Origin of the sequence: Yinghuangia sp. ASG 101 (assembly GCF_021165735.1) — a bacterium.
Classification (GTDB): Bacteria; Actinomycetota; Actinomycetes; order Streptomycetales; family Streptomycetaceae; genus Yinghuangia.
Genome location: NZ_CP088911.1, coordinates 5,782,174 through 5,799,926, shown reverse-complemented (window position 1 = coordinate 5,799,926; position 17,753 = coordinate 5,782,174). Strand labels below are relative to the sequence as shown.

General features: G+C 73.3%; 20 protein-coding genes. 4 read left to right on the top strand and 16 right to left on the bottom strand.

Annotation, left to right across the window (positions count from 1 at the left end):
• Positions 1-118 precede the first annotated feature (118 nt).
• From LO772_RS24895 to hisI, 6 genes are all read right to left on the bottom strand, one after another.
• Entirely contained in the window at positions 119-637 is a 519-nt protein-coding gene (locus tag LO772_RS24895; RefSeq protein ID WP_443089309.1) for a DUF2752 domain-containing protein, read from the bottom strand.
• A gap of 115 nt (positions 638-752) precedes the next feature.
• Entirely contained in the window at positions 753-1,097 is a 345-nt protein-coding gene (locus tag LO772_RS24890) for a CD225/dispanin family protein (protein ID WP_231774259.1), read from the bottom strand.
• A 496-nt stretch (positions 1,098-1,593) separates the two neighbouring features.
• The gene (locus tag LO772_RS24885) at positions 1,594-1,800 is read right to left on the bottom strand and encodes a DUF3141 domain-containing protein (RefSeq protein WP_231774258.1); all 207 of its coding nucleotides are present in this window, start codon (positions 1,798-1,800) and stop codon (positions 1,594-1,596) included.
• Between the two features lie 132 nt (positions 1,801-1,932).
• Positions 1,933-2,907: a TIGR02234 family membrane protein gene (locus tag LO772_RS24880; RefSeq protein WP_231774257.1), complete on the bottom strand. Its 975-nt coding sequence runs from the start codon at positions 2,905-2,907 to the stop codon at positions 1,933-1,935.
• Between the two features lie 250 nt (positions 2,908-3,157).
• Positions 3,158-4,699: an anthranilate synthase component I gene (locus LO772_RS24875; protein WP_231774256.1), complete on the bottom strand. Its 1,542-nt coding sequence runs from the start codon at positions 4,697-4,699 to the stop codon at positions 3,158-3,160.
• 201 nt (positions 4,700-4,900) lie between these two features.
• Complete coding sequence (hisI, locus tag LO772_RS24870) at positions 4,901-5,305, bottom strand: phosphoribosyl-AMP cyclohydrolase (RefSeq protein ID WP_231774255.1); 405 nt, start codon at positions 5,303-5,305, stop codon at positions 4,901-4,903.
• 141 nt (positions 5,306-5,446) lie between these two features.
• On the opposite strand from hisI, the gene LO772_RS24865 reads away from it, so the two are divergent.
• A complete protein-coding gene (locus LO772_RS24865; protein WP_231774254.1) occupies positions 5,447-6,331 on the top strand; it encodes a septum formation family protein in 885 nt (294 codons plus the stop codon).
• Positions 6,332-6,751: 420 nt separating this feature from the next.
• Here LO772_RS24865 and LO772_RS24860 read toward each other — a convergent pair whose 3' ends face one another.
• Positions 6,752-7,090, bottom strand: a complete 339-nt coding sequence (locus tag LO772_RS24860; protein WP_231774253.1) for a hypothetical protein — start codon at positions 7,088-7,090, stop codon at positions 6,752-6,754.
• Here LO772_RS24860 and LO772_RS24855 point away from each other — a divergent pair.
• Positions 7,089-7,409 (top strand): septum formation family protein, encoded by a 321-nt coding sequence (locus LO772_RS24855; RefSeq protein WP_231774252.1) that lies wholly within the window; start codon positions 7,089-7,091, stop codon positions 7,407-7,409. The genes LO772_RS24860 and LO772_RS24855 overlap by 2 nt on opposite strands.
• A gap of 147 nt (positions 7,410-7,556) precedes the next feature.
• Here LO772_RS24855 and LO772_RS24850 read toward each other — a convergent pair whose 3' ends face one another.
• Complete coding sequence (locus tag LO772_RS24850; RefSeq protein ID WP_231774251.1) at positions 7,557-9,440, bottom strand: ABC transporter ATP-binding protein; 1,884 nt, start codon at positions 9,438-9,440, stop codon at positions 7,557-7,559.
• A complete protein-coding gene (locus LO772_RS24845; protein WP_231774250.1) occupies positions 9,437-11,326 on the bottom strand; it encodes an ABC transporter ATP-binding protein in 1,890 nt (629 codons plus the stop codon). The genes LO772_RS24850 and LO772_RS24845 overlap by 4 nt, the downstream gene beginning before the upstream one ends.
• 199 nt (positions 11,327-11,525) lie before the next feature.
• On the opposite strand from LO772_RS24845, the gene LO772_RS24840 reads away from it, so the two are divergent.
• Positions 11,526-12,170, top strand: coding sequence for a TIGR03085 family metal-binding protein (locus LO772_RS24840; RefSeq protein ID WP_231774249.1), 645 nt, complete (start codon positions 11,526-11,528; stop codon positions 12,168-12,170).
• Between the two features lie 200 nt (positions 12,171-12,370).
• On the top strand, positions 12,371-13,219 hold the full coding sequence (locus LO772_RS24835; protein WP_231774248.1) for an undecaprenyl-diphosphate phosphatase: 849 nt from the start codon (positions 12,371-12,373) through the stop codon (positions 13,217-13,219).
• A 96-nt stretch (positions 13,220-13,315) separates the two neighbouring features.
• On the opposite strand, the gene hisF is transcribed toward LO772_RS24835, so the two are convergent.
• Genes hisF through LO772_RS24805 form a run of 7 tightly spaced genes read right to left on the bottom strand, consistent with a single transcriptional unit; the run spans position 13,316 to position 17,747 of the window.
• Positions 13,316-14,086, bottom strand: a complete 771-nt coding sequence (gene hisF / locus LO772_RS24830; protein ID WP_231774247.1) for an imidazole glycerol phosphate synthase subunit HisF — start codon at positions 14,084-14,086, stop codon at positions 13,316-13,318.
• Positions 14,083-14,481 carry a RidA family protein gene (locus tag LO772_RS24825; RefSeq protein WP_231774246.1) on the bottom strand — a complete coding sequence of 133 codons (399 nt, stop codon included), beginning with the start codon at positions 14,479-14,481 and terminating at the stop codon, positions 14,083-14,085. Before LO772_RS24825 ends, hisF begins: the two co-directional genes overlap by 4 nt.
• Complete coding sequence (gene priA, locus LO772_RS24820; protein ID WP_231774245.1) at positions 14,478-15,218, bottom strand: bifunctional 1-(5-phosphoribosyl)-5-((5-phosphoribosylamino)methylideneamino)imidazole-4-carboxamide isomerase/phosphoribosylanthranilate isomerase PriA; 741 nt, start codon at positions 15,216-15,218, stop codon at positions 14,478-14,480. The genes LO772_RS24825 and priA overlap by 4 nt, the downstream gene beginning before the upstream one ends.
• Before the next feature lie 52 nt (positions 15,219-15,270).
• Positions 15,271-15,900, bottom strand: a complete 630-nt coding sequence (hisH, locus tag LO772_RS24815; protein WP_231774244.1) for an imidazole glycerol phosphate synthase subunit HisH — start codon at positions 15,898-15,900, stop codon at positions 15,271-15,273.
• Positions 15,901-15,907: 7 nt separating this feature from the next.
• Positions 15,908-16,042, bottom strand: coding sequence for a hypothetical protein (locus LO772_RS35925; RefSeq protein WP_269453086.1), 135 nt, complete (start codon positions 16,040-16,042; stop codon positions 15,908-15,910).
• 17 nt (positions 16,043-16,059) lie between these two features.
• The gene (gene hisB, locus LO772_RS24810) at positions 16,060-16,656 is read right to left on the bottom strand and encodes an imidazoleglycerol-phosphate dehydratase HisB (RefSeq protein WP_231774243.1); all 597 of its coding nucleotides are present in this window, start codon (positions 16,654-16,656) and stop codon (positions 16,060-16,062) included.
• Positions 16,656-17,747 carry a histidinol-phosphate transaminase gene (locus tag LO772_RS24805; RefSeq protein WP_231779708.1) on the bottom strand — a complete coding sequence of 364 codons (1,092 nt, stop codon included), beginning with the start codon at positions 17,745-17,747 and terminating at the stop codon, positions 16,656-16,658. Before LO772_RS24805 ends, hisB begins: the two co-directional genes overlap by 1 nt.
• Between the last annotated feature and the right edge of the window lie 6 nt (positions 17,748-17,753).

The following is a 17,753-nucleotide window of genomic DNA, read 5'->3' as shown; positions in this document are numbered from 1 at the left end:
GCAGCATACGGCGTTCCGCGGCCGGGCTGTCCAGCCGTCCGCAAGACGGGCATTTTGCCGCCGCCTCTCTGGCGTTCTGATGAAAATCCGCAGGTCAGAGCATTGCCGCGGGGCGACGTCACGGCGCGAGCGCGCCGCCGAACGGCAGGTTGCGCGCGACGGCGAACACCACGATGGCGGCGACCAGGACGCGGATCAGCCTCGGGTCGGCCGCGGTCGTGCGCGTACGCCCCCGGAGCGAACGCACGGTCCAGCGCAGCCAAATGCACACGATCAGCGGAACCATCGCGACCGCGAACGCGTTGAGCGCCAGCGCCGAGACGACGTCGCCGTGCGCGAGGGCGTGCGCGCAGCGGAGTCCGCCGCAGCCGGGGCAGAACAGCCCGGTGACGGCGAAAAACGGACACGTGGGGTAGTGCCCGGGCCGACCCGGGTCGACCACGGCGACGTACGCGGCTGCCCCCGCGGCGCCCAGCGCCGTCCCGGCGGGCGCGAGGAGGCGCTGCGCGAGCGTACCGGCGGGGGCCGGGGCCTCGGACGGGACGCGCGGCCACACGGCGGCGGGCGGGAGGTCGTGCCGCGGGTGCCCCTCCGGGCCCGCGGCACCGGAAGGCGTGGCACCGGTCACGCCGTTCATCGTGCACCGCCCCGGCCCGGCCTTCCAACCCCCGGACGCTTTCGGGTGGCCGCCCGCGTACCCGCCCGTGCGGTCATCCCGGTGGCGTTTCCGGGAGTTCAGGACCGACGCGGGGTCACAGGTCGCCCAGCGTGTCCTTCCAGCCGAGCACGAAGACCCCGATCATCCAGGTGGTCCAGAAGATGACGCCGAGAAGCACGGCGCCGATGGTCCAGTTGCGGGCCCGGAGGGACGCGTCCCGGGCGCCGGCGATGTCGCCGCGCAGCCAGCGCTCGTTGACCGACGTCGCGGCGACCAGCGCGGGGATCCCGGCCGGGAAGCAGCAGAAGACCGTCGCCAGCACGGCCCACGCGAGGTAGTTGTCCGGCGGCGGGGTCGCGGGCACGGGCGCCATGCCCGGGGGCTGGAACCCGGGCGGCCGAGGACGGCCGGGATAGCCGTACGGCGTGGTCGGCGCCACGGGCGGATCGGAGTCCCCGAAACCCCCGCCGGCTCCCCACCCCTGGGGCCGCGGGCCACCGGGGTACTGCGGCGGATAGCCCTGACTCATCGCGTGCGTCCCCTTCGCGCCCGCCCGCCCGCGGGTGCGAAAAGCCTCCCGCGCGCCGGTCCCCTGGTCCGGACGGCACCGGACGGCAGGCCCACATTAGCGACCCCGGGACATCCCGGCCCGGTGCGCACGGAGCAAGCCATCCGATCTCGGGCCGAAACGGGCGGATCCCCTGCCCAGGGCGCGGCGGCTCGGGGCGTGCGACGCCGCGGACGCGTCCGGCGCGACCCGGCGAGACCTCCCCGCCCGGCCTGAACGGCCGCGAAGGAGGCGCGGTTCCCCCGGGTGCCGTGGCCGAGAACGATCGCCGGGTTCGGCCGGGCCGCATCGCGCCGAGCCGCGACAACCGCCGGATCCCGGCGCGACCGCGGCCGGGAAACCTCCCGGACGCGGCCCTGGCGCGGGGTCAGCGGCGGGCGGGGACGGTGCCCATGCCGGCCATGCGCATCGCGCCGCCGGCGACGGCACCGACCACGATGATGGCGATGCCCGCCCAGAACACCACCGGACTGGCGGCGATCAGCGCGACACCCGCGACGGTCGACCCGACCAGCGCGAGGATCGTGAGGGTCCAGGCGGCGGGAGTGTTCCCGTGGTGGGCGCCTTGCGACATCGTTGCTCCTTGTGGCGGGGTGACGGGCCGCTTCCGCGGGGCCCACGGTGACCATTGTCCCTGTCCGGCGGAGTGCTCTTGACCCGGGGTGCGCACGGGACGCGGACGCGGGGTGAAGCGGCGGGCGGCCGGTCAGCGGGTGGGGTCCTCGCCGCGGTCCAGGGCGTTCCACATGTCGGCCGAGGTGGCGACGCGGCGGCGGGGGCGGGCGCTCGGCGTCTCGTAACGGCTGCCCATACCGGGCCAGTTGCGGCCCCGGACGATCACCGTGAGGCCGCCCAGCAGGATCAGGACACCGCCGAGGGCCGTGATCCACGGCCACACGGTGTGGCCGACATCGATCGCCCGCGCCCCCTCGACGGCCGCCTTGGCCGCCGCGCGCGAATCGAGCGCCGAGCGGTCGGACGCCCCGGAGACGGCCGCCGCGACGATGCCCGCGCCCCCGGCCGCCAGGATCACGCCGACGACGACGCGCCCGCGCCCCCGGGTCGCGAGGGTGGCGACACCGGCCGCGAGGGCGAGCAGCGCGAGGGCCGCGGGCAGTTTGCCGACCGCCGACCCCGAGGCCTCGATCGCGAAGCGCGAACCGTGGACGACCACGGCCCCTTTCGCCCACACGCGCCCGCCCAGCGACAGAACGACCGCCGCGCCGACCGCGACGAGCAGCAGTGCGGTGCCCATTTCCCGGCGGACGGCCTTGCGCGCGGAATCGGCCGCGACGACGGGAGCGACCTCGGTGTCGGCCGGGGCGGGTGCGGAGTCGGCGTGCGGGACTTGGGCGTCCTCGGCCGCGTGCCGGGCCGGGGCCGCGACGGATTCCGGCCCGGCACCGGCGTCCCGTGCCGGCCCGGTCGCGCCGGCCGGCGCGCTGCCGGTCCGCGCACGGACGGCGTCGGCGTCCGCGTCCCGGCGATCCCGGGCCCCCTGTGCGGCCGACTCCCGGTCCGACCGGGTCACGCCGGTCTCCGCTTCGGTGCCGTCCGGGGCCGATGCGGCGTCGGTTCCCGGGTCCCGGCGGTCCCCCGCCACGACTCCGGCCGACCGCCGTTCGCGCGGCCGATCCCGTCCGTCCACCTCGTCGGCCCCGTCCGCCGTGTCGCCCGCCATGCCCTCTCCGTTCCGGTCGCCGTCGGCCCCGCTTGCCGGTTTTCCTCCCCCAAGGGTGCCGTGCCGGGTCCCGCGTCCCGTCCGCGCCCCTCACCGACCGCCGCACGGCTCGTCGGCCGACCGGGTTCCCGCGGCGCGGCATGCTCCGAGCTGCGGGCACGCGCGGGCCGCGCGCCGGGCCCGTCGTCGGCACGGCCCGCGCGTCGCGGGACGATGCCGAAGGACCGTGCGCCGCCCCGCGGGAGCGGAGTCAGCGCGCCGGCCTCAGCGTCTCCGCCGAGGCGATCGCGCGGAGCACCGCCGCCGCCTTGTTGCGGCACTCGGTGTCCTCGGCGACCGGGTCCGAGTCGGCGACCACGCCCGCGCCCGCCTGGACGTACGCGACGCCGTCGCGGATCAGCGCGGTGCGGATCGCGATCGCGGTGTCGAGGTCGCCCGCGAAGTCGACATAGCCGACGCAACCGCCGTACAGCCCGCGCCGGGTCGGCTCGAATTCGTCGATGATCTCCATCGCGCGCGGCTTGGGGGCGCCCGAAAGCGTCCCGGCCGGGAAGCACGCGGTGAGCACGTCGAGAGCGCTGCGGCCGGCGTCCAGTTCGCCGACCACCGTCGAGACGATGTGCATGACGTGGCTGTAGCGCTCGACGGACATGAAGTCGACGACCTCGACGCTGCCCGGCGCGCACACGCGCCCGAGGTCGTTGCGGCCGAGGTCGACGAGCATGAGGTGTTCGGCGCGTTCTTTCGGGTCGGCGAGGAGTTCCTCGGCGAGGGCGGCGTCCTCTTCGGGCCCGGCGCCGCGCGGCCGGGTGCCCGCGATCGGGTGCAGCATCGCGCGCCCGCCGGTGACCTTGACCAGTGCCTCGGGGCTGGAACCGACGATGTCGAAGCCGCCGTTCGCGGTGCCGTCGGGCCCGGCCAGGCGGAAGAGGTACATGTACGGGCTCGGGTTCGTCGCCCGCAGCACGCGGTACACGTCGAGCGCGCTCGCCGCGGTGGGCATCTCGAAGCGCTGCGACAGGACGATCTGGAACGCCTCGCCGGCCCGGATCTCCTCCTTCGCGGCATCGACCGCCTTGCGGTAGTCGGCGCCGCCCCACGGGCCGTTCCCCTGCGGTGTGACGCCGCCGCGCACGCACGACGCGCTCCCGTCCGAAGGTGCGGCCAGGTCGGCGGTCATGGCGTCGAGGCGGGCGACCGCGTCGTGGTAGGCGTCGTCCACGCCCGAGTCCAGCCCGTTCCAGTTGATCGCGTTGGCGATCAGCAGGACGGTGCCGTCCGCGTGGTCGAGCACCGCTATGTCGGTCGCGAGCATCAGCATCAGCTCGGGCACCCGCAGGTCGTCGCGCGCGTGCTCGGGCAGTCGTTCCAGGCGGCGCACGAAGTCGTAGCCGAGGTAGCCGACCATGCCGCCGTGCAGGGGCGGCAGATCGGGCAGGCCGGGGATGTCGTGCGGGGTGTGCAGGGCCTCGACGGTGCCGCGCAGGACGGTGAGCGGGTCGCCCTCGCGGGGGACGCCGACCGGCGGTTCACCGAGCCAGCGCGCGGCTCCGGCCGATTCGGTGAGGGTCGCGGCGCTGCGCACACCGACGAACGAATAGCGGGACCAGGTACGCCCGTTCTCCGCCGATTCGAGGAGGAAGGTGCCGGGGCGTTCGGCCGCGAGCTTGCGGTACAGCCCGACCGGGGTGTCGCCGTCCGCGAGGAAGCGCCGGGTGACGGGGATGACCCGCAGCGAGCGCGCGAGGGTGCGGAAGGCGTCGAGGTCGGGGGTGACGGTGCCGGTGGTCATGGTGCGGGAACTCCCGGGGCGCGGAAAGGCACTCATACGTGGATGTGGCTGCGGAAATGGGACGTCGGGCGTATTCGCGTGGCCGCCGGTGTCGGTGCCGCCCGGTCGCGTCCCACGGCCCGGCGGCCGGAAGCGCCGCCGGTCGCCGAGCGCGCACCGGCCGCGCCTCCGCCCCTGCCCTCGCCCCTGCCTGACATGCCGTCAAACGCCGGGTACGGCGGGGCCGGTGACCGTGAGCTGCCGCGCGTCGAAGCACGTGCGGTCGCCGGTGTGGCACGCGGCGCCCGCCTGGTCCACCTTGACCAGCACGGTGTCGCCGTCGCAGTCGAGGGCCACGGAGACGACGCGCTGGGTGTGGCCTGATGTAGCGCCTTTCACCCAGTACTCGCGGCGGCTGCGGCTCCAGTAGGTGCAGCGGCCGGTGGTGAGCGTGCGGTGCAGCGCCTCGTCGTCCATCCAGCCGACCATGAGGACTTCACCGGTGTCGTACTGCTGCGCGACGGAGACGAGCAATCCGTTGGCGTCGCGCTTCAGCAGCGCGGCGATCGCGGGGTCGAGATCCGAGGGGCGCGGGGATCGGGCGGGCGGGGGTGTGGCACCGGTCATGGGCGCATTCTCGCAGACACGGGGGTACGGTCCGGCCGCGCGGCGATCACGCGGTCACCGTGACCACATGGACCCGCACTGGTTGTCAAGCGGTGACACCCACGCGTGCGGGGACTTCATGCTATCGGGCAAGCTTTGCGCATGACGATGCCACCTCCACCGGGACAAGGGGGCTTCCCGCCCGGTTACGGAAACCAGCCCGATCCGGGCTATCAGAACAGCCCGGGCTATCCGGGCGACTATTCAGGCCAGCAGTATCCGGGCGGTCCGCAGTACCCGTCCGGCCCGCCGGGAGGCGGTCCGCAGTACCCCGGCGGCCCGACGTACGGCGGCGGGTTCGGCGGCCCGGGCGGTCCCGGCGGCCCCGGGGGCTTTCCCGGTCCGCCCGGTCCTCCCCCGGGCGGCGGGCGCGGTCCGCTGATCCTCACCGTCGTGGGTGCCCTCGTGGTCGTCGGCGGTGTCATCGCCGCCCTGGTGTTTCTCGTGGGCGGCGGTGACGACGACAAGAAGGACGTGAGCCAGAGTTCGTCGGCGACGCTGACGCCGACCACGTCGGAGACGGCCTCGACGTCGCCCTCGCCGACCGAGACGGAGACGACGCAGTCGTCGACCCCGACGTCCACGTCGACCCGCACGCGGACGGCGACGGCCACGTCCACGCGGACGCCGACCTCGTCGACCACCGACGACACCGTCGAGGACATCCAGCTCGACGTGGGCGAGTGCGTCGACCTCGACGGCGGCCGGTTCGACAAGGTCTCCTGCTCCACGCCGCACGACATGCAGGTGATCAAGAACTTCGACCTGACCGGGTCGACGTACCCGAACGACACGGAGCTGCAGCGCCAGGCGGAGAACGGGTGCGGGCCGGCGTACGACGCGGTCACGGCCGGCGAGTCGAACCCGGACAAGTACACGTTCAAGTACAGCTACCCGAAGGCACCGAGCTGGGATCTCGGCAACCGCGAGGTCACCTGCTTCGTTCTCGACGACAGCGGCGCGAAGCTCACCAAGAAGCTCGGCTGACGCCGCGGCGGCCGGGGCACGGCACACGAACCGGGCGCGGGGCGAACCGTTTCCGTGGTTCCGGCGTCGTGACGGGTGTGCGGCGCCGGTGCGGGGCCGGTGCCGAGATCGGGAAACGTCGACGTATACGGCGCACTGCGGGGATGCGCGGCGCCTGGCGAAATGAGGTGGGCGCGTGAGTACTCCTCCGCAGTACCCGGGAGCCGGTTGGCCCGCCGGTCCGCCTTCCGGTGGCGACAGCGGCGCACCGTACGGGAGCGGCGCGGCCAACAGCGGGCCGTACGGGGGCGGAGGCCCGTACGGAGGCGGCTATCCGGGAGGACCCGGCGGGGGCTACCCGGGCGGCCCGTCCGGCCCCGGTGGTCCGGGTGGGCCCGTCGGGCCCGGCAACTTCGGTGGTCCGCCGCCGTTTCCGCCGGGTCAGCCGGGACCGCCCGGGGGCTCCGGCGGCAACAGCGGGAAGCTCGTGGCGTGGATCGTGATCGGCGCCCTGGTGGTCGCGGGCGTCGTCATCGGGCTGGTGCTGAGTCTCGGCGGCGACGACAACAGCGGTGACAAGGCGTCCGCGTCGTCCTCGGCGAGCGGTTCCAAGTCGGCTTCGTCGTCCGCGTCTTCCTCCGCGTCGCCTTCCGAGTCGGCGACGGAGCCGAGCGACGACCCGAGCCCGACGACGCGTTCGCCGAGTGCCACGACCTCGCGCCCGTCGACGGCGACCGCGGATCCGTCGGACGACAGCGGCACCGTCGAGAGGATCGACATGCGTCCCGGCGACTGCGTGGTGTTCCCGCCCGGGACGGGCGAGGTCAACAAGGTGTCGTGCTCGTCGCCGCACGACGCCGAGCACGTGGAGAACCTGGACATGGCGGACGGGCCGTGGCCGGGCGACGCGGAGGCCGAGCGGCAGGCCGGCGAGCTGTGCGAGGCCGCGATCAAGCCGATCGTCGCGAGGCAGCCGAACGCGGGCGATCTCGCGGCGGACTACATCTTCCCGTCGGAGGGTTCGTGGGAGGAGGGTGACCGCGAGGTCCAGTGCATGATCCGCGACGCCGGCGGAAAGTTGAACGGGCCGCTGGTGTAGGCCGCGCGGTTCCGTACGCACGCCTCGCCCCGCGTGTTCGGGGCGCACGGCGATGAGGCGACGCCCCCGGGGCGCGGGTCCTCGGCCGATCGGCCGGGTCCGCGCCCCGTGCGTGTGGGGACGACGCGTCGTCCCCACACGCTGGTGTCAGCGGACCGCGGGCTTCTGTTGCGCGGCCCACGAGGTGTGCAGCCGCGCGTACGTCCCGTCCCGGGCGACGAGTTCGCGGTGCGGTCCGCGTTCGACGAGGCGTCCGGCGTCGAACACCAGGATCTCGTCGGCGGATTCGGCCGTCGACATGCGGTGCGCGATGAACACCGCGGTACGGCCGCGGGTCAGCCCGTCCAGGGCACGCTGGATGCGCACTTCGGTGGCCGGGTCGACCGCGGAGGTCGCCTCGTCGAGCACCAGCAGGTCCGGGTCGGCGACGTACGCCCGTGCCAGCGCGACGAGTTGCCGCTCCCCCGCGGACAGCGACTCGCCGCGCTGCCCGACCGGGGTGTCCAGGCCCTGCGGCAGTCCGGCGAGCCAGTCGGCGAGGCCGAGGTCGTCGAACGCCCCCGAAACGGCGGCGTCGTCGGCGTCGGGGCGGCCGTAGCGGACGTTGTCGCGGATCGTGGCGTCGAAGAGGAATCCGTCCTGAGGCACCATCACCACCCGTGCCCGCAGCGACGCGAAGCGGACGTCGGCCAGCGGGATGCCGTCCAGCAGGACGCGTCCCTCGTCGGGGTCGACGATGCGGGTGAGCAGCTTGGCGAACGTCGTCTTGCCGGATCCGGTCTCGCCGACCACCGCGACCCGGCTGCGGGCGCCGAGCGTGACGTCGACGTCGTGCAGCACGCGGGGGCCGCCGGGATACGCGTACGCGACGCCGTCGAAGCGCACTTCGACCGGTCCGCGCGGCAGGTCGGCGCCGTTCGGGCCGGGATCGCCGATGTCCGGTTCGGCATCGAGGATTTCGAGGACGCGGCGCCAGCCGGCGAGCGCGTTCTGCGCCTCGTTGAGGATCTCCACGCCGAACTGCACGGGCGCCACGAACAGCGTCACCAGGAAGAGGAACGCGACGAGTTCGCCGAGCGTCAACTGCCCGTCCACGCCGAGGAGTACGCCGACCACGACGACGAGCGCGTTGCCGACGCCGACGGCGATCTCGCCGGTCGGGAAGGTCAGGGCGACGAGCTTCTGCGCGCGGGTCTGCGCCGCGCGGTGTCCTTCGATGGCCTCGTCGATGCGGGCCGCGGTGCGGTCCTCGATGGCGTGCGCGCGGACCACCGAGGCTCCCACGACGGGTTCGGAGATCGCGCCGAGCATGCGCCCGGCATGGACGCGCACCGCGTCCGCGGCGGCGGCGATGCGGGTCTGGAAGCTCCGCAGCAGGAAGAACAACGGGGTGAAGCACGCCCATACCAGCAGCGTCAGTTGCCACGAGTAGACGAGCATCAGCGCGGTGACGACGAGGAGTTGGCCGACGCTGACGACGGCCATGACGCCGCCCTGCTGGATGAAGCGGCTGATCGTGTCGACGTCGCCGGTGACCCGGGAGACGAGCGAGCCGCGGCGTTCGCTCTGCTGGTGCAGGGTGGACAGGTCGTGCACGTGGCGGAACGCGCGCACGCGCAGCGTCGCGAGGCCGCGTTCGCTCGCGTTGTAGATGCGCACGTTCATGCCGTACGAGCACAGCGCGGTGACGATGACGGCGAGCGCGGCGGGCAGGATCATCCACCGAACGAGCGCGAGGTCGGGCCCGTCGTCGCCGCGCAGACCGTTGTCGATGGTCAGCTGGACCGTCAGCGGGACGATGATGCGGCCGGCGGTGGCGAGCGCGGCGAGCACGAGGGTGAGGCCGAGGCCTTGGCGGAACTCGGGCGAGAGCGCGAGGCCGCGGCGCAGCACGGCCCATCCCGACTCCCGCGGGCGGGTCGCGTCCGGCCGGTCCGGGGTCGGTCCCGGGGGTGGGGGAACGGCCCCGCCCGCGGGGGTATCGCGCTCCGGCGTCTCCAGTCCGGGCTCGGGTTCCGTGACGGCGGTCACGCGGGCACCTCCTCGCCTGCGGCGTCTGTGTCGTCGGCGTCGTCCGGGCTGCCCGGGTCCCGGTCGGGTGCGGCGCGGCCCCCGTCGCCGGAGCCGTCACCCCGCGGGGCCTCGGCCTGTTCGCGGTCACGGGCCGCGCGGTCGTAGGCCTCGACGAGCCGCCGGTAGCCGGCCGAGGTCCGCACCAGTTCGGTGTGGGGGCCGCGGGCCGTGACCTTGCCGCCGTCGATGAAGACGACTTCGTCGGCGAGCGCGATGGTGGCCTTGCGGTAGGCGACGACCACGACGGTCGACGGCCCGGTCCCGCCGTCGCGGAGTCCGGCCAGGATCGCCGCCTCGACGCGCGGGTCGACGGCCGAGGTGGCGTCGTCCATGACCAGCAGCCGGGGCTTGCGGACGAGCGCACGGGCGAGGGCGATGCGCTGGCGCTGCCCTCCGGAGAGCGTGGTGCCGCGCTCGCCGACCTGGGTGTCCAGCCCGTGGGGAAGGCGGTCGACGAACTCGGCGCCCTGGGCGGTGCGCAGCGCGGCGCGTACCTCGTCGTCGGAGACGTCGAGGCCCAGGGTGATGTTGTCGCGGATCGTGTCGTCGAAGAGGAAGGCCTGCTGGGGGACCAGTGCGGCGGAGGCCGCGACGCCGCCGCGCGCGAGGTCGCGCAGGTCGGTGCCGTCGAGCAGGATCTCGCCGCTGCCCGGGTCGACGAGGCGCACGAGCAGCGAGACGAGGGTGGACTTGCCGGAGCCGGTGGGGCCGACGACGGCGACGGTGCGGCCGGGTTCGATGTCGAACGCGACGTCGTCGAGCACGTCGTTGCCGTCCAGGTAGCCGAACCGGACGGCGCGGACGCGGAGTCCGGCCGGGCCGGTCGTGCGGGCGGGGGTGGCGCCGTACGCCGATTCGCCCTCGGCGTCCAGGACGTACTGCACGCGGTCGTAGCCGACGATCGACCGGGGCATGTCGCCGAGCAGCCACCCGATCGCCCGCACCGGGAAGGCGAGGAGCGTGAACAGGTAGGCGATCTGGACGAGTTCGCCCGGGTCGAGGTCGCCGTTCGCGATGCGGACGCTGCCGGCGAGGAGGACCAGGAGCACACCGAGGCTCGGCAGCGCCTCCAAGAGCGGGTCGAACAGCGCGCGGACGCGGCCGACGGCGATGTTGGCGTCGGCGAGTTCGCGGGAGGAGGCCTCGAAGCGCGCGGTCTCCTCGTCCTCGCGGCCGAGCGTCTTGACGACCAGCGCTCCGTCGAAGCTCTCGTGGGCGACCGCGCTGACGTCGGCGCGCAGTTCCTGCGCGCGCATCGCGAGCGGCCCTTGGCGGCGCTGGTAGGCGACGTTGAGGAGGAAGATCGCGGGGAAGACGACGAATCCGACGAGGGCGAGCGCCCAGTCGGTGACGAGCATGGACGCGGCGGCGAGGACGAGCATCACCACGACGCCGGTCGCCATCGGGAGCGGCGCGATGGGATACCAGGCGGCTTCGACGTCCGCGTTGGCGTTCGACAGCAGCGCGCCGGTGGGGTGCCGGTGGTGCCACGCGAGGGGCAGCCGCAGGTATTGCCGCGTGACGCGGCGCCGGTAGGTGGCCTGGAGCCGGTACTGCATGATGCCGGCCCACAGGCGGCGCCCGACGATGGACAGGGCCTTGAGCACGGCGACGCCGAACACGGCGAGGAACGTCGCGACCAGGGCTCCCGTGGTGGTGTCGCCGTCGCGGAACGCCGGGACGACGACGCGGTCGGTGACCTGGCCGAGGACCAGCGCGGACGCCACCGTGGTCGCGCCGTAGACCGCGCTGGCGCCGACGGCGGCGGCGAAGATCCGGGGCTCCTCGCGGATCGCGACGCCGAGGACCCGCATCCCTCGTCTCAGGACGTCTTTGTCGGTCACGCGGCCTCACTTTCGGGCACGGGTCGCGGCGCTCGGCCGGCGCGCACAGGAGCGGCCGGCGTCGTCGACGCCGGCCCGGGTCCGTACTGGTCGATTTCACTCTCGGCGGTTCATACGTCGTTCACAAGTCACGCGGTCGGCGGCGCATTCCCGGGGCGGCGGCCTTGACCCCGGCACCCGGCGGGGGAACGATGCGCGCATGGTTTCCTACGCCCGTACGGAACGCGCCGCGCTGGCCGATCTGCTCGCCGAGGTCGGGCCGGACGCCCCCACACTGTGCGCCGGCTGGACGACGCGCGACCTGGCCGCGCACCTGGTGGTGCGGGAGCGCCGCCCCGATTCGTCGCCCGGGATCCTGTTCAAGCCGCTGGCCGGGTACACCGACAAGGTGCGGTTGCGGGCCGCGGCCCGGCCGTACGAGCAGTTGGTGCACCAGGTGCGCACGGGTCCGCCGCGTCTGTCGCTGTTCGGCATCCCGGGCGTGGACGCGGCGGCCAACACCGTGGAGTACTTCGTCCACCTGGAGGACGTGCGGCGGGCGCAGCCCGGCTTCGCGCCGCGCGACCTGGAGCCGGGGCTGACCGAGTACCTGTGGAAGCGGGGCCGTTCGGGCGCGAAGCTCATGCTGCGCAAGGCCCCGGTCGGCGTGGAGCTGCGGCGCACGGACACCGCCGAGGAGGCCCAGCCGGTGCGGGTGCGCAAGGGCGAGCCGACGGCGACGCTCGCGGGCCCGCCGGCGGAGCTGCTGCTGTACGTGTACGGCCGCAAGGACGAGGCTCTGGTGACGGTCGAGGGCGACGAGACGGCGGTCCGGCGGCTGCGGGAGACCCCGCTGGGCATCTGAGACGGCCACCGGCCGGGCGGCCGGGACCGGTGCCGCGAAACACCTCGGGGTGCCCCGAACGGGTGGCGTGCACGCGCCGCACGGCCGTGTCCGCCGGGCCCGTGCGTTGACCTTGCGTATGGTTTCCGTTCATCTGCGGCTGGGAAGATCCCCGGGCCCTATTCACCGGCCATCTGCCCGCCCCCGAGGAGATTTCGTTCGTGAGTTCGAGCATCGGCGTCCTGGACGCGGTGGTCTTGGGAGTGGTGGAGGGGCTCACGGAGTTCCTGCCGGTGTCCTCGACCGGGCATTTGAAGATCACCGAGGGGCTGCTCGGCATCGACGTCGACGACAAGTCGGTCGTCGCGTTCACCGCGGTCATCCAGGTCGGCGCGATCGCGGCCGTGCTGGTGTACTTCTTCACCGACATCGTGCGGATCACCGGCGCCTGGGGGCGCGGTCTCGCCGACAAGTCGCGGCGCACCGACCGCGACTACAAGTTCGCGTGGTGGATCATCTACGCGACGATCCCGATCGTCATCGTCGGGGTCTCGATGAAGTCGCTGATCCACGGCCCGCTCGCGTCGCTGTGGGTGGTGGCCGGCTCGCTCATCGTCGGCAGCGGCGTGATGTGGTACGCCGAGTCGGCGGGCGGTGCCCGGGGTCGGCGCCGCGGCGAGGCCGAGGTGACGCTCAAGGACACGATGCTGGTGGGCGGGTCGCAGATCCTCGCCCTGCTGTTCCCCGGCTTCTCGCGCTCGGGCGCGACGATCTCGACCGCGCTGATCCTGGGGATCGACCGCGTCGCGGCGACGCGGATGTCGTTCTTCCTGTCGATCCCCGCCCTCACGGGCGCCGGTCTGTACGAGCTGAAGGACGCCACCGAGGGCGACACCAGCATGGTGGCGCTGGGCGTCGGCACCGCGGTGTCGTTCGTGGTGGCGTACGCGTCGGTCGCGTGGCTGCTGAAGTTCGTGTCGAAGCACAGCATCAACGGCTTCGCGGTCTACCGGGTGCTGATCGGCATCGCCCTCATCGGAATGCTGTCCTCGGGCTTCATGGACGCCTGACGTGTTTCGCGCCCGGCCGGGCCGCGAAACGCCCACGCGGTGCGGGGAGGGAACGCGGCACGTTCCTTCCCCGCACCGCGTGGTGCCGTCGTACGCCTACCGCACCGGGTGGCCGGCCTCCCGCAGCGCGTCCTTGACCTGCGGGATGCGGAGCATGCCGAAGTGGAACACGCTCGCCGCGAGGACCGCGTCGGCGCCCGCGTCGATGGCCGGCGCGAAGTGGCCGAGGTTCCCGGCGCCGCCGGACGCGATGACCGGGATCGACACCGCGGCCCGTACCCGCCGCGTCATCTCCAGGTCGTAGCCGTCCTTGGTGCCGTCCGCGTCCATCGAGTTGAGCAGGATCTCGCCGGCACCGAGCCCGGCGGCGCGGGCCGCCCACGCGACGGCGTCGATGCCGGTGCCCTGGCGACCGCCGTGGGTGGTGACCTCGAAGCCGGACTCGGTCGACGTACCCTCGGGGCAGCGCCGGGCGTCGACGGACAGCACGAGGACCTGGTTGCCGAACCGGTCGGCGATCTCGGCGATCAGCTCGGGGCGGGCGATGGCGGCGGTGTTGACGCCGACCTTGTCCGCGCCGGCGCGCAGCAGTTTGTCGACGTCCTCGACGGTGCGCACGCCCCCGCCGACGGTCAGCGGGATGAAGACCTGCTCGGCGGTGCGGCGCACCACGTCGTACGTCGTCTCGCGGCTGCCGGACGAGGCGGTGATGTCGAGGAACACCAGCTCGTCGGCGCCCTCGGCGTCGTAGACGCGGGCCATCTCGACCGGGTCGCCGGCATCGCGCAGATTCCGGAAGTTGACGCCTTTGACCACGCGCCCGGCATCGACGTCGAGGCACGGGATGACCCGGACGGCGAGGCTCACTTCGCCCCCCGGTAGGCCTCGACCTCGACCTCGACGAGCATGCGCGAGTCGATCAGCCCGGCCACCACGACCATGGTCGACGCCGGCCGCGCGGCGTCGAAGATCTCCTTGTGCGCGCGGCCCACGTCGTCGGCGTCGCGTTTGTGGGTGAGGTATATCCGGGTGCGGACGACGTCGGCGCGGGTCAGCCGGAAGTGTTCGAGGGCTTCCTCGGCGATGCGGAACGCGGTCAGCGTCTGCTCGTACGGGTCGCCTTCGCCGACGAGGACCCCGTCGACGAAGCCGGTGCAGCCGGACACGAGCACGAAGTCACCGACGGCGACGGCGCGCGCGCATCCGAACGCCTCCTCCCACTGGCCGCCGGTGGAGAGCCGCTCCACCCCGTCCCGTGTCATCGCGACACCGCCTCCAAGGCCTCTTCGAGAGTGAACGCCTGGGCGTACAGGGCCTTGCCCACAATCGAGCCCTCGACACCGAGCGGCACCAGCTCGGCGATGGCGCGCAGGTCGTCGAGCGAGGACACGCCGCCGCTGGCGACGACCGGGCGGTCGGTCGCGGCGCAGACGTCGCGCAGCAGTTGCAGGTTGGGGCCGGTGAGCGTGCCGTCCTTGTTGACGTCGGTGACGACGTAGCGGGCGCAGCCGTCCGCGTCGAGGCGGGCCAGCGTCTCGAACAGCTCGCCGCCTTCGCGCGTCCAGCCGCGGCCGGCGAGGGTGGTGCCGCGCACGTCGAGCCCGACGGCGATCTTGTCGCCGTGCCGGGCGATGGCCGAGCGGACCCAGTCGGGGGATTCCAGCGCGGCGGTGCCGAGGTTGACGCGGCGGCAGCCGGTGGCGAGGGCCGCCTCAAGGGAGGCGTCGTCGCGGATGCCGCCGGACATCTCGACCTTGACGTCGAGCTTGCCGACGACCTCGGCGAGCAGCTCGCGGTTGCTGCCGCGCCCGAACGCGGCGTCCAGGTCGACGAGGTGGATCCACTCGGCGCCGGCGTTCTGCCACGCCAGTGCGGCGGCCAGCGGCTCGCCGTAGGAGGTCGCGGAGCCGGCCTCGCCCTGCACGAGGCGGACGGCCTGCCCGTCGGCGACGTCGACGGCGGGCAGCAGTTCCAGGCAACGTGCGGGGGTCTCGCTCATGTTCGCAAAGGTCCTTCGGATGGGTGGTCGGTGCCGTGTCGGTACGGGGTGTTCAGAGCGTGGCGAGCCAGTTGCGGAGCATTTCGGCCCCGGCGTCGCCGGACTTCTCCGGGTGGAACTGCGTCGCCGTCAGGTAGCCGTTCTCGACGGCCGAGACGAACGGCGTCCCGTGCGTCGTCCAGCTGACCGCCGGCGGTTCGAGGACGTCGGACGGCGGCAGCGCCCACGTCCTGACGCCGTACGAGTGCACGAAGTAGAAGCGGGCGCCGTCGAGCCCCCGGAACAGCGCGGTGTCCCCGGGCGCCTCGACGGTGTTCCACCCCATGTGCGGCACGATCGGCGCGTCCAGCCGCTCGACGGTCCCGGGCCACTCGTCGCACCCGGCCGTCTCGACCCCGTGCTCGACCCCGCGTTCGAACAGAATCTGCATGCCCACGCAGATCCCGAGCACCGGCTGCCCGCCGGCCAGCCGCCGGTCGATGATGCGCTCCCCGCGCACCGCCCTGAGCCCCGCCATACACGCCGCGAACGCCCCGACCCCGGGCACGACCAGCCCGTCCGCGTTCAGCGCCGTGTCGTAGTCCGCGGTCACCTCGACCTCGACCCCGAGCCGCGCGACCGCGCGCTCGGCCGACCGCAGGTTCCCCGACCCGTAGTCGAGGATGACGATCTTCTTCACCACAGGCCCCCTAGATCCGCAACAGCCCGGCAGCCAACGACATCGTCCCGCAGATCCCCAGCAGCACGATGACCCCCTTCGGCATCCCCTGCTTGATGAAGGAAATGACCCCACCGATCAAGAACAGCCCGAAGGCGATCAGCACGAGGGTTCCGGTGCTCACTACAGCGCGCCCTTCGTGGACGGGATGGTGCCGGCGCGGCGGGGGTCGAGGACGCAGGCGTCGGAGAGGGCTCGGGCGAGGGCCTTGAACTGGGCCTCGACGACGTGGTGGGCGTTGCGGCCGTAGGGGACGTGGACGTGCAGGCAGATGTGGGCCTGCGCGACGAACGACTCGAAGATGTGCCGCGTGAGCGTGGTGTCGTACTCCGGGCCGATCATCGGGGCCATGCCGTCGGGTTCGCTGTGCACGAGGTACGGGCGGCCGGACAGGTCGACGGTCACCTGCGCGAGCGCTTCGTCCAGCGGCACGGAGGCGTTCGCGAAACGGCGGATGCCGGTCTTGTCGCCGAGGGCCTGGCGGAACGCCGCGCCGAGCGCGAGCGAGGTGTCCTCGATCGTGTGGTGCGCGTCGATGTGCAGGTCGCCGTCGGTCTTGACGGTCAGGTCGAACAGGCCGTGCTTGCCGAGCTGGTCGAGCATGTGGTCGAAGAAGCCGACGCCGGTGGCGACGTCGACGCGGCCGGTGCCGTCGAGGTCGACCTCGACGAGGACGGACGTCTCCTTGGTGGCGCGTTCGACGCGGCCGGTGCGGGCCATCAGATCTCCTTCAGTACTGCGCGCATCGCGTCGAGGAACGCGGTGTTCTCCGCGTCGGTGCCCGCGGTGACCCGCAGCATCCCGGGCACGCCGTTGTCGCGGACCAGGACGCCGCGGTCGAGCAGCGCCCGCCACACCGCGCGCGTGTCGGCGAACCGCCCGAACTGCACGAAGTTCGCGTCGGACGCGGTGACCTCGCGGCCCATCCCGGCCAGCTCGGCGACGATGCGGTCGCGCTGGCGCTTCAACTCGGCGACGTAGCCGAGCAGCGTGCCGGTGTGCTCCAGGCAGGCCAGCGCGGTCGCCTGGGTGACCGACGAGAGGTGGTACGGCAGCCGCACGAGCTGCACCGCGTCGACCACTTCGGGAGCGGCGGCGAGGTAGCCGAGGCGCAGCCCGGCGGCGCCGAACGCCTTCGACATCGTGCGGGAGACGACGAGGTTGGGGCGGCCGTCCAGGAGGGTGAGCAGCGAACTGCGGTGCGAGAACTCGACGTACGCCTCGTCCACGATCACCAGCGACGGCCGGGCCGCCTGCGCGGCGTCGTACACCGCGGCCACGACCGAGCCGTCGAGGGCGGTCCCGGTCGGGTTGTTCGGCGAGCACAGGAAGACCACGTGCGGGCGGTGTTCGGCGATGCGCGCGAGGGCGTCGCCGAGGTCGAGCCCGTAGTCGTCGCGGCGCGTGCCGGAGATCCACGTCGTCCCGGTGCCGCGCGCGATCAGCGCGTGCATCGAGTACGACGGATCGAAGCCGAGAGCGCTGCGGCCGGGACCGCCGAACGCCTGGAGCAGTTGCTGCAGCACCTCGTTGGACCCGTTGGCCGCCCAGACCTGATTGACCGTCAGCTCGACCCCGCCGGTCTCGCCCAGGTAGGCGGCGAGCTTCGTGCGCAGCTCGACCGCGTCGCGGTCCGGATACCGGTTGAGGTCCCGGGCGGCGTCCGCGACGCGCTCGGCGATACGGGCGACCAGCTCGTCGGGCAGCGGGTACGGGTTCTCGTTGGTGTTGAGCCGGACTGGGACGTCCAACTGCGGTGCCCCATAAGGCGATTGCCCGCGCAGCTCGTCGCGGATCGGCAAGGCGTCCATGCGCTC

Coding starts and splice junctions, on each gene's coding strand:
- LO772_RS24895 (WP_443089309.1), bottom strand. CDS start 637: ATGAACGGCGTGACCGGTGCCACGCCTTCCGGTGCCGCGGGCCCGGAG.
- LO772_RS24885 (WP_231774258.1), bottom strand. CDS start 1,800: ATGTCGCAAGGCGCCCACCACGGGAACACTCCCGCCGCCTGGACCCTC.
- LO772_RS24880 (WP_231774257.1), bottom strand. CDS start 2,907: ATGGCGGGCGACACGGCGGACGGGGCCGACGAGGTGGACGGACGGGAT.
- LO772_RS24875 (WP_231774256.1), bottom strand. CDS start 4,699: ATGACCACCGGCACCGTCACCCCCGACCTCGACGCCTTCCGCACCCTC.
- hisI (WP_231774255.1), bottom strand. CDS start 5,305: ATGACCGGTGCCACACCCCCGCCCGCCCGATCCCCGCGCCCCTCGGAT.
- LO772_RS24865 (WP_231774254.1), top strand. CDS start 5,447: ATGACGATGCCACCTCCACCGGGACAAGGGGGCTTCCCGCCCGGTTAC.
- LO772_RS24855 (WP_231774252.1), top strand. CDS start 7,089: ATGCGTCCCGGCGACTGCGTGGTGTTCCCGCCCGGGACGGGCGAGGTC.
- LO772_RS24860 (WP_231774253.1), bottom strand. CDS start 7,090: ATGTCGATCCTCTCGACGGTGCCGCTGTCGTCCGACGGATCCGCGGTC.
- LO772_RS24840 (WP_231774249.1), top strand. CDS start 11,526: ATGGTTTCCTACGCCCGTACGGAACGCGCCGCGCTGGCCGATCTGCTC.
- LO772_RS24825 (WP_231774246.1), bottom strand. CDS start 14,481: ATGACACGGGACGGGGTGGAGCGGCTCTCCACCGGCGGCCAGTGGGAG.
- priA (WP_231774245.1), bottom strand. CDS start 15,218: ATGAGCGAGACCCCCGCACGTTGCCTGGAACTGCTGCCCGCCGTCGAC.
- hisB (WP_231774243.1), bottom strand. CDS start 16,656: ATGGCCCGCACCGGCCGCGTCGAACGCGCCACCAAGGAGACGTCCGTC.
- LO772_RS24805 (WP_231779708.1), bottom strand. CDS start 17,747: ATGGACGCCTTGCCGATCCGCGACGAGCTGCGCGGGCAATCGCCTTAT.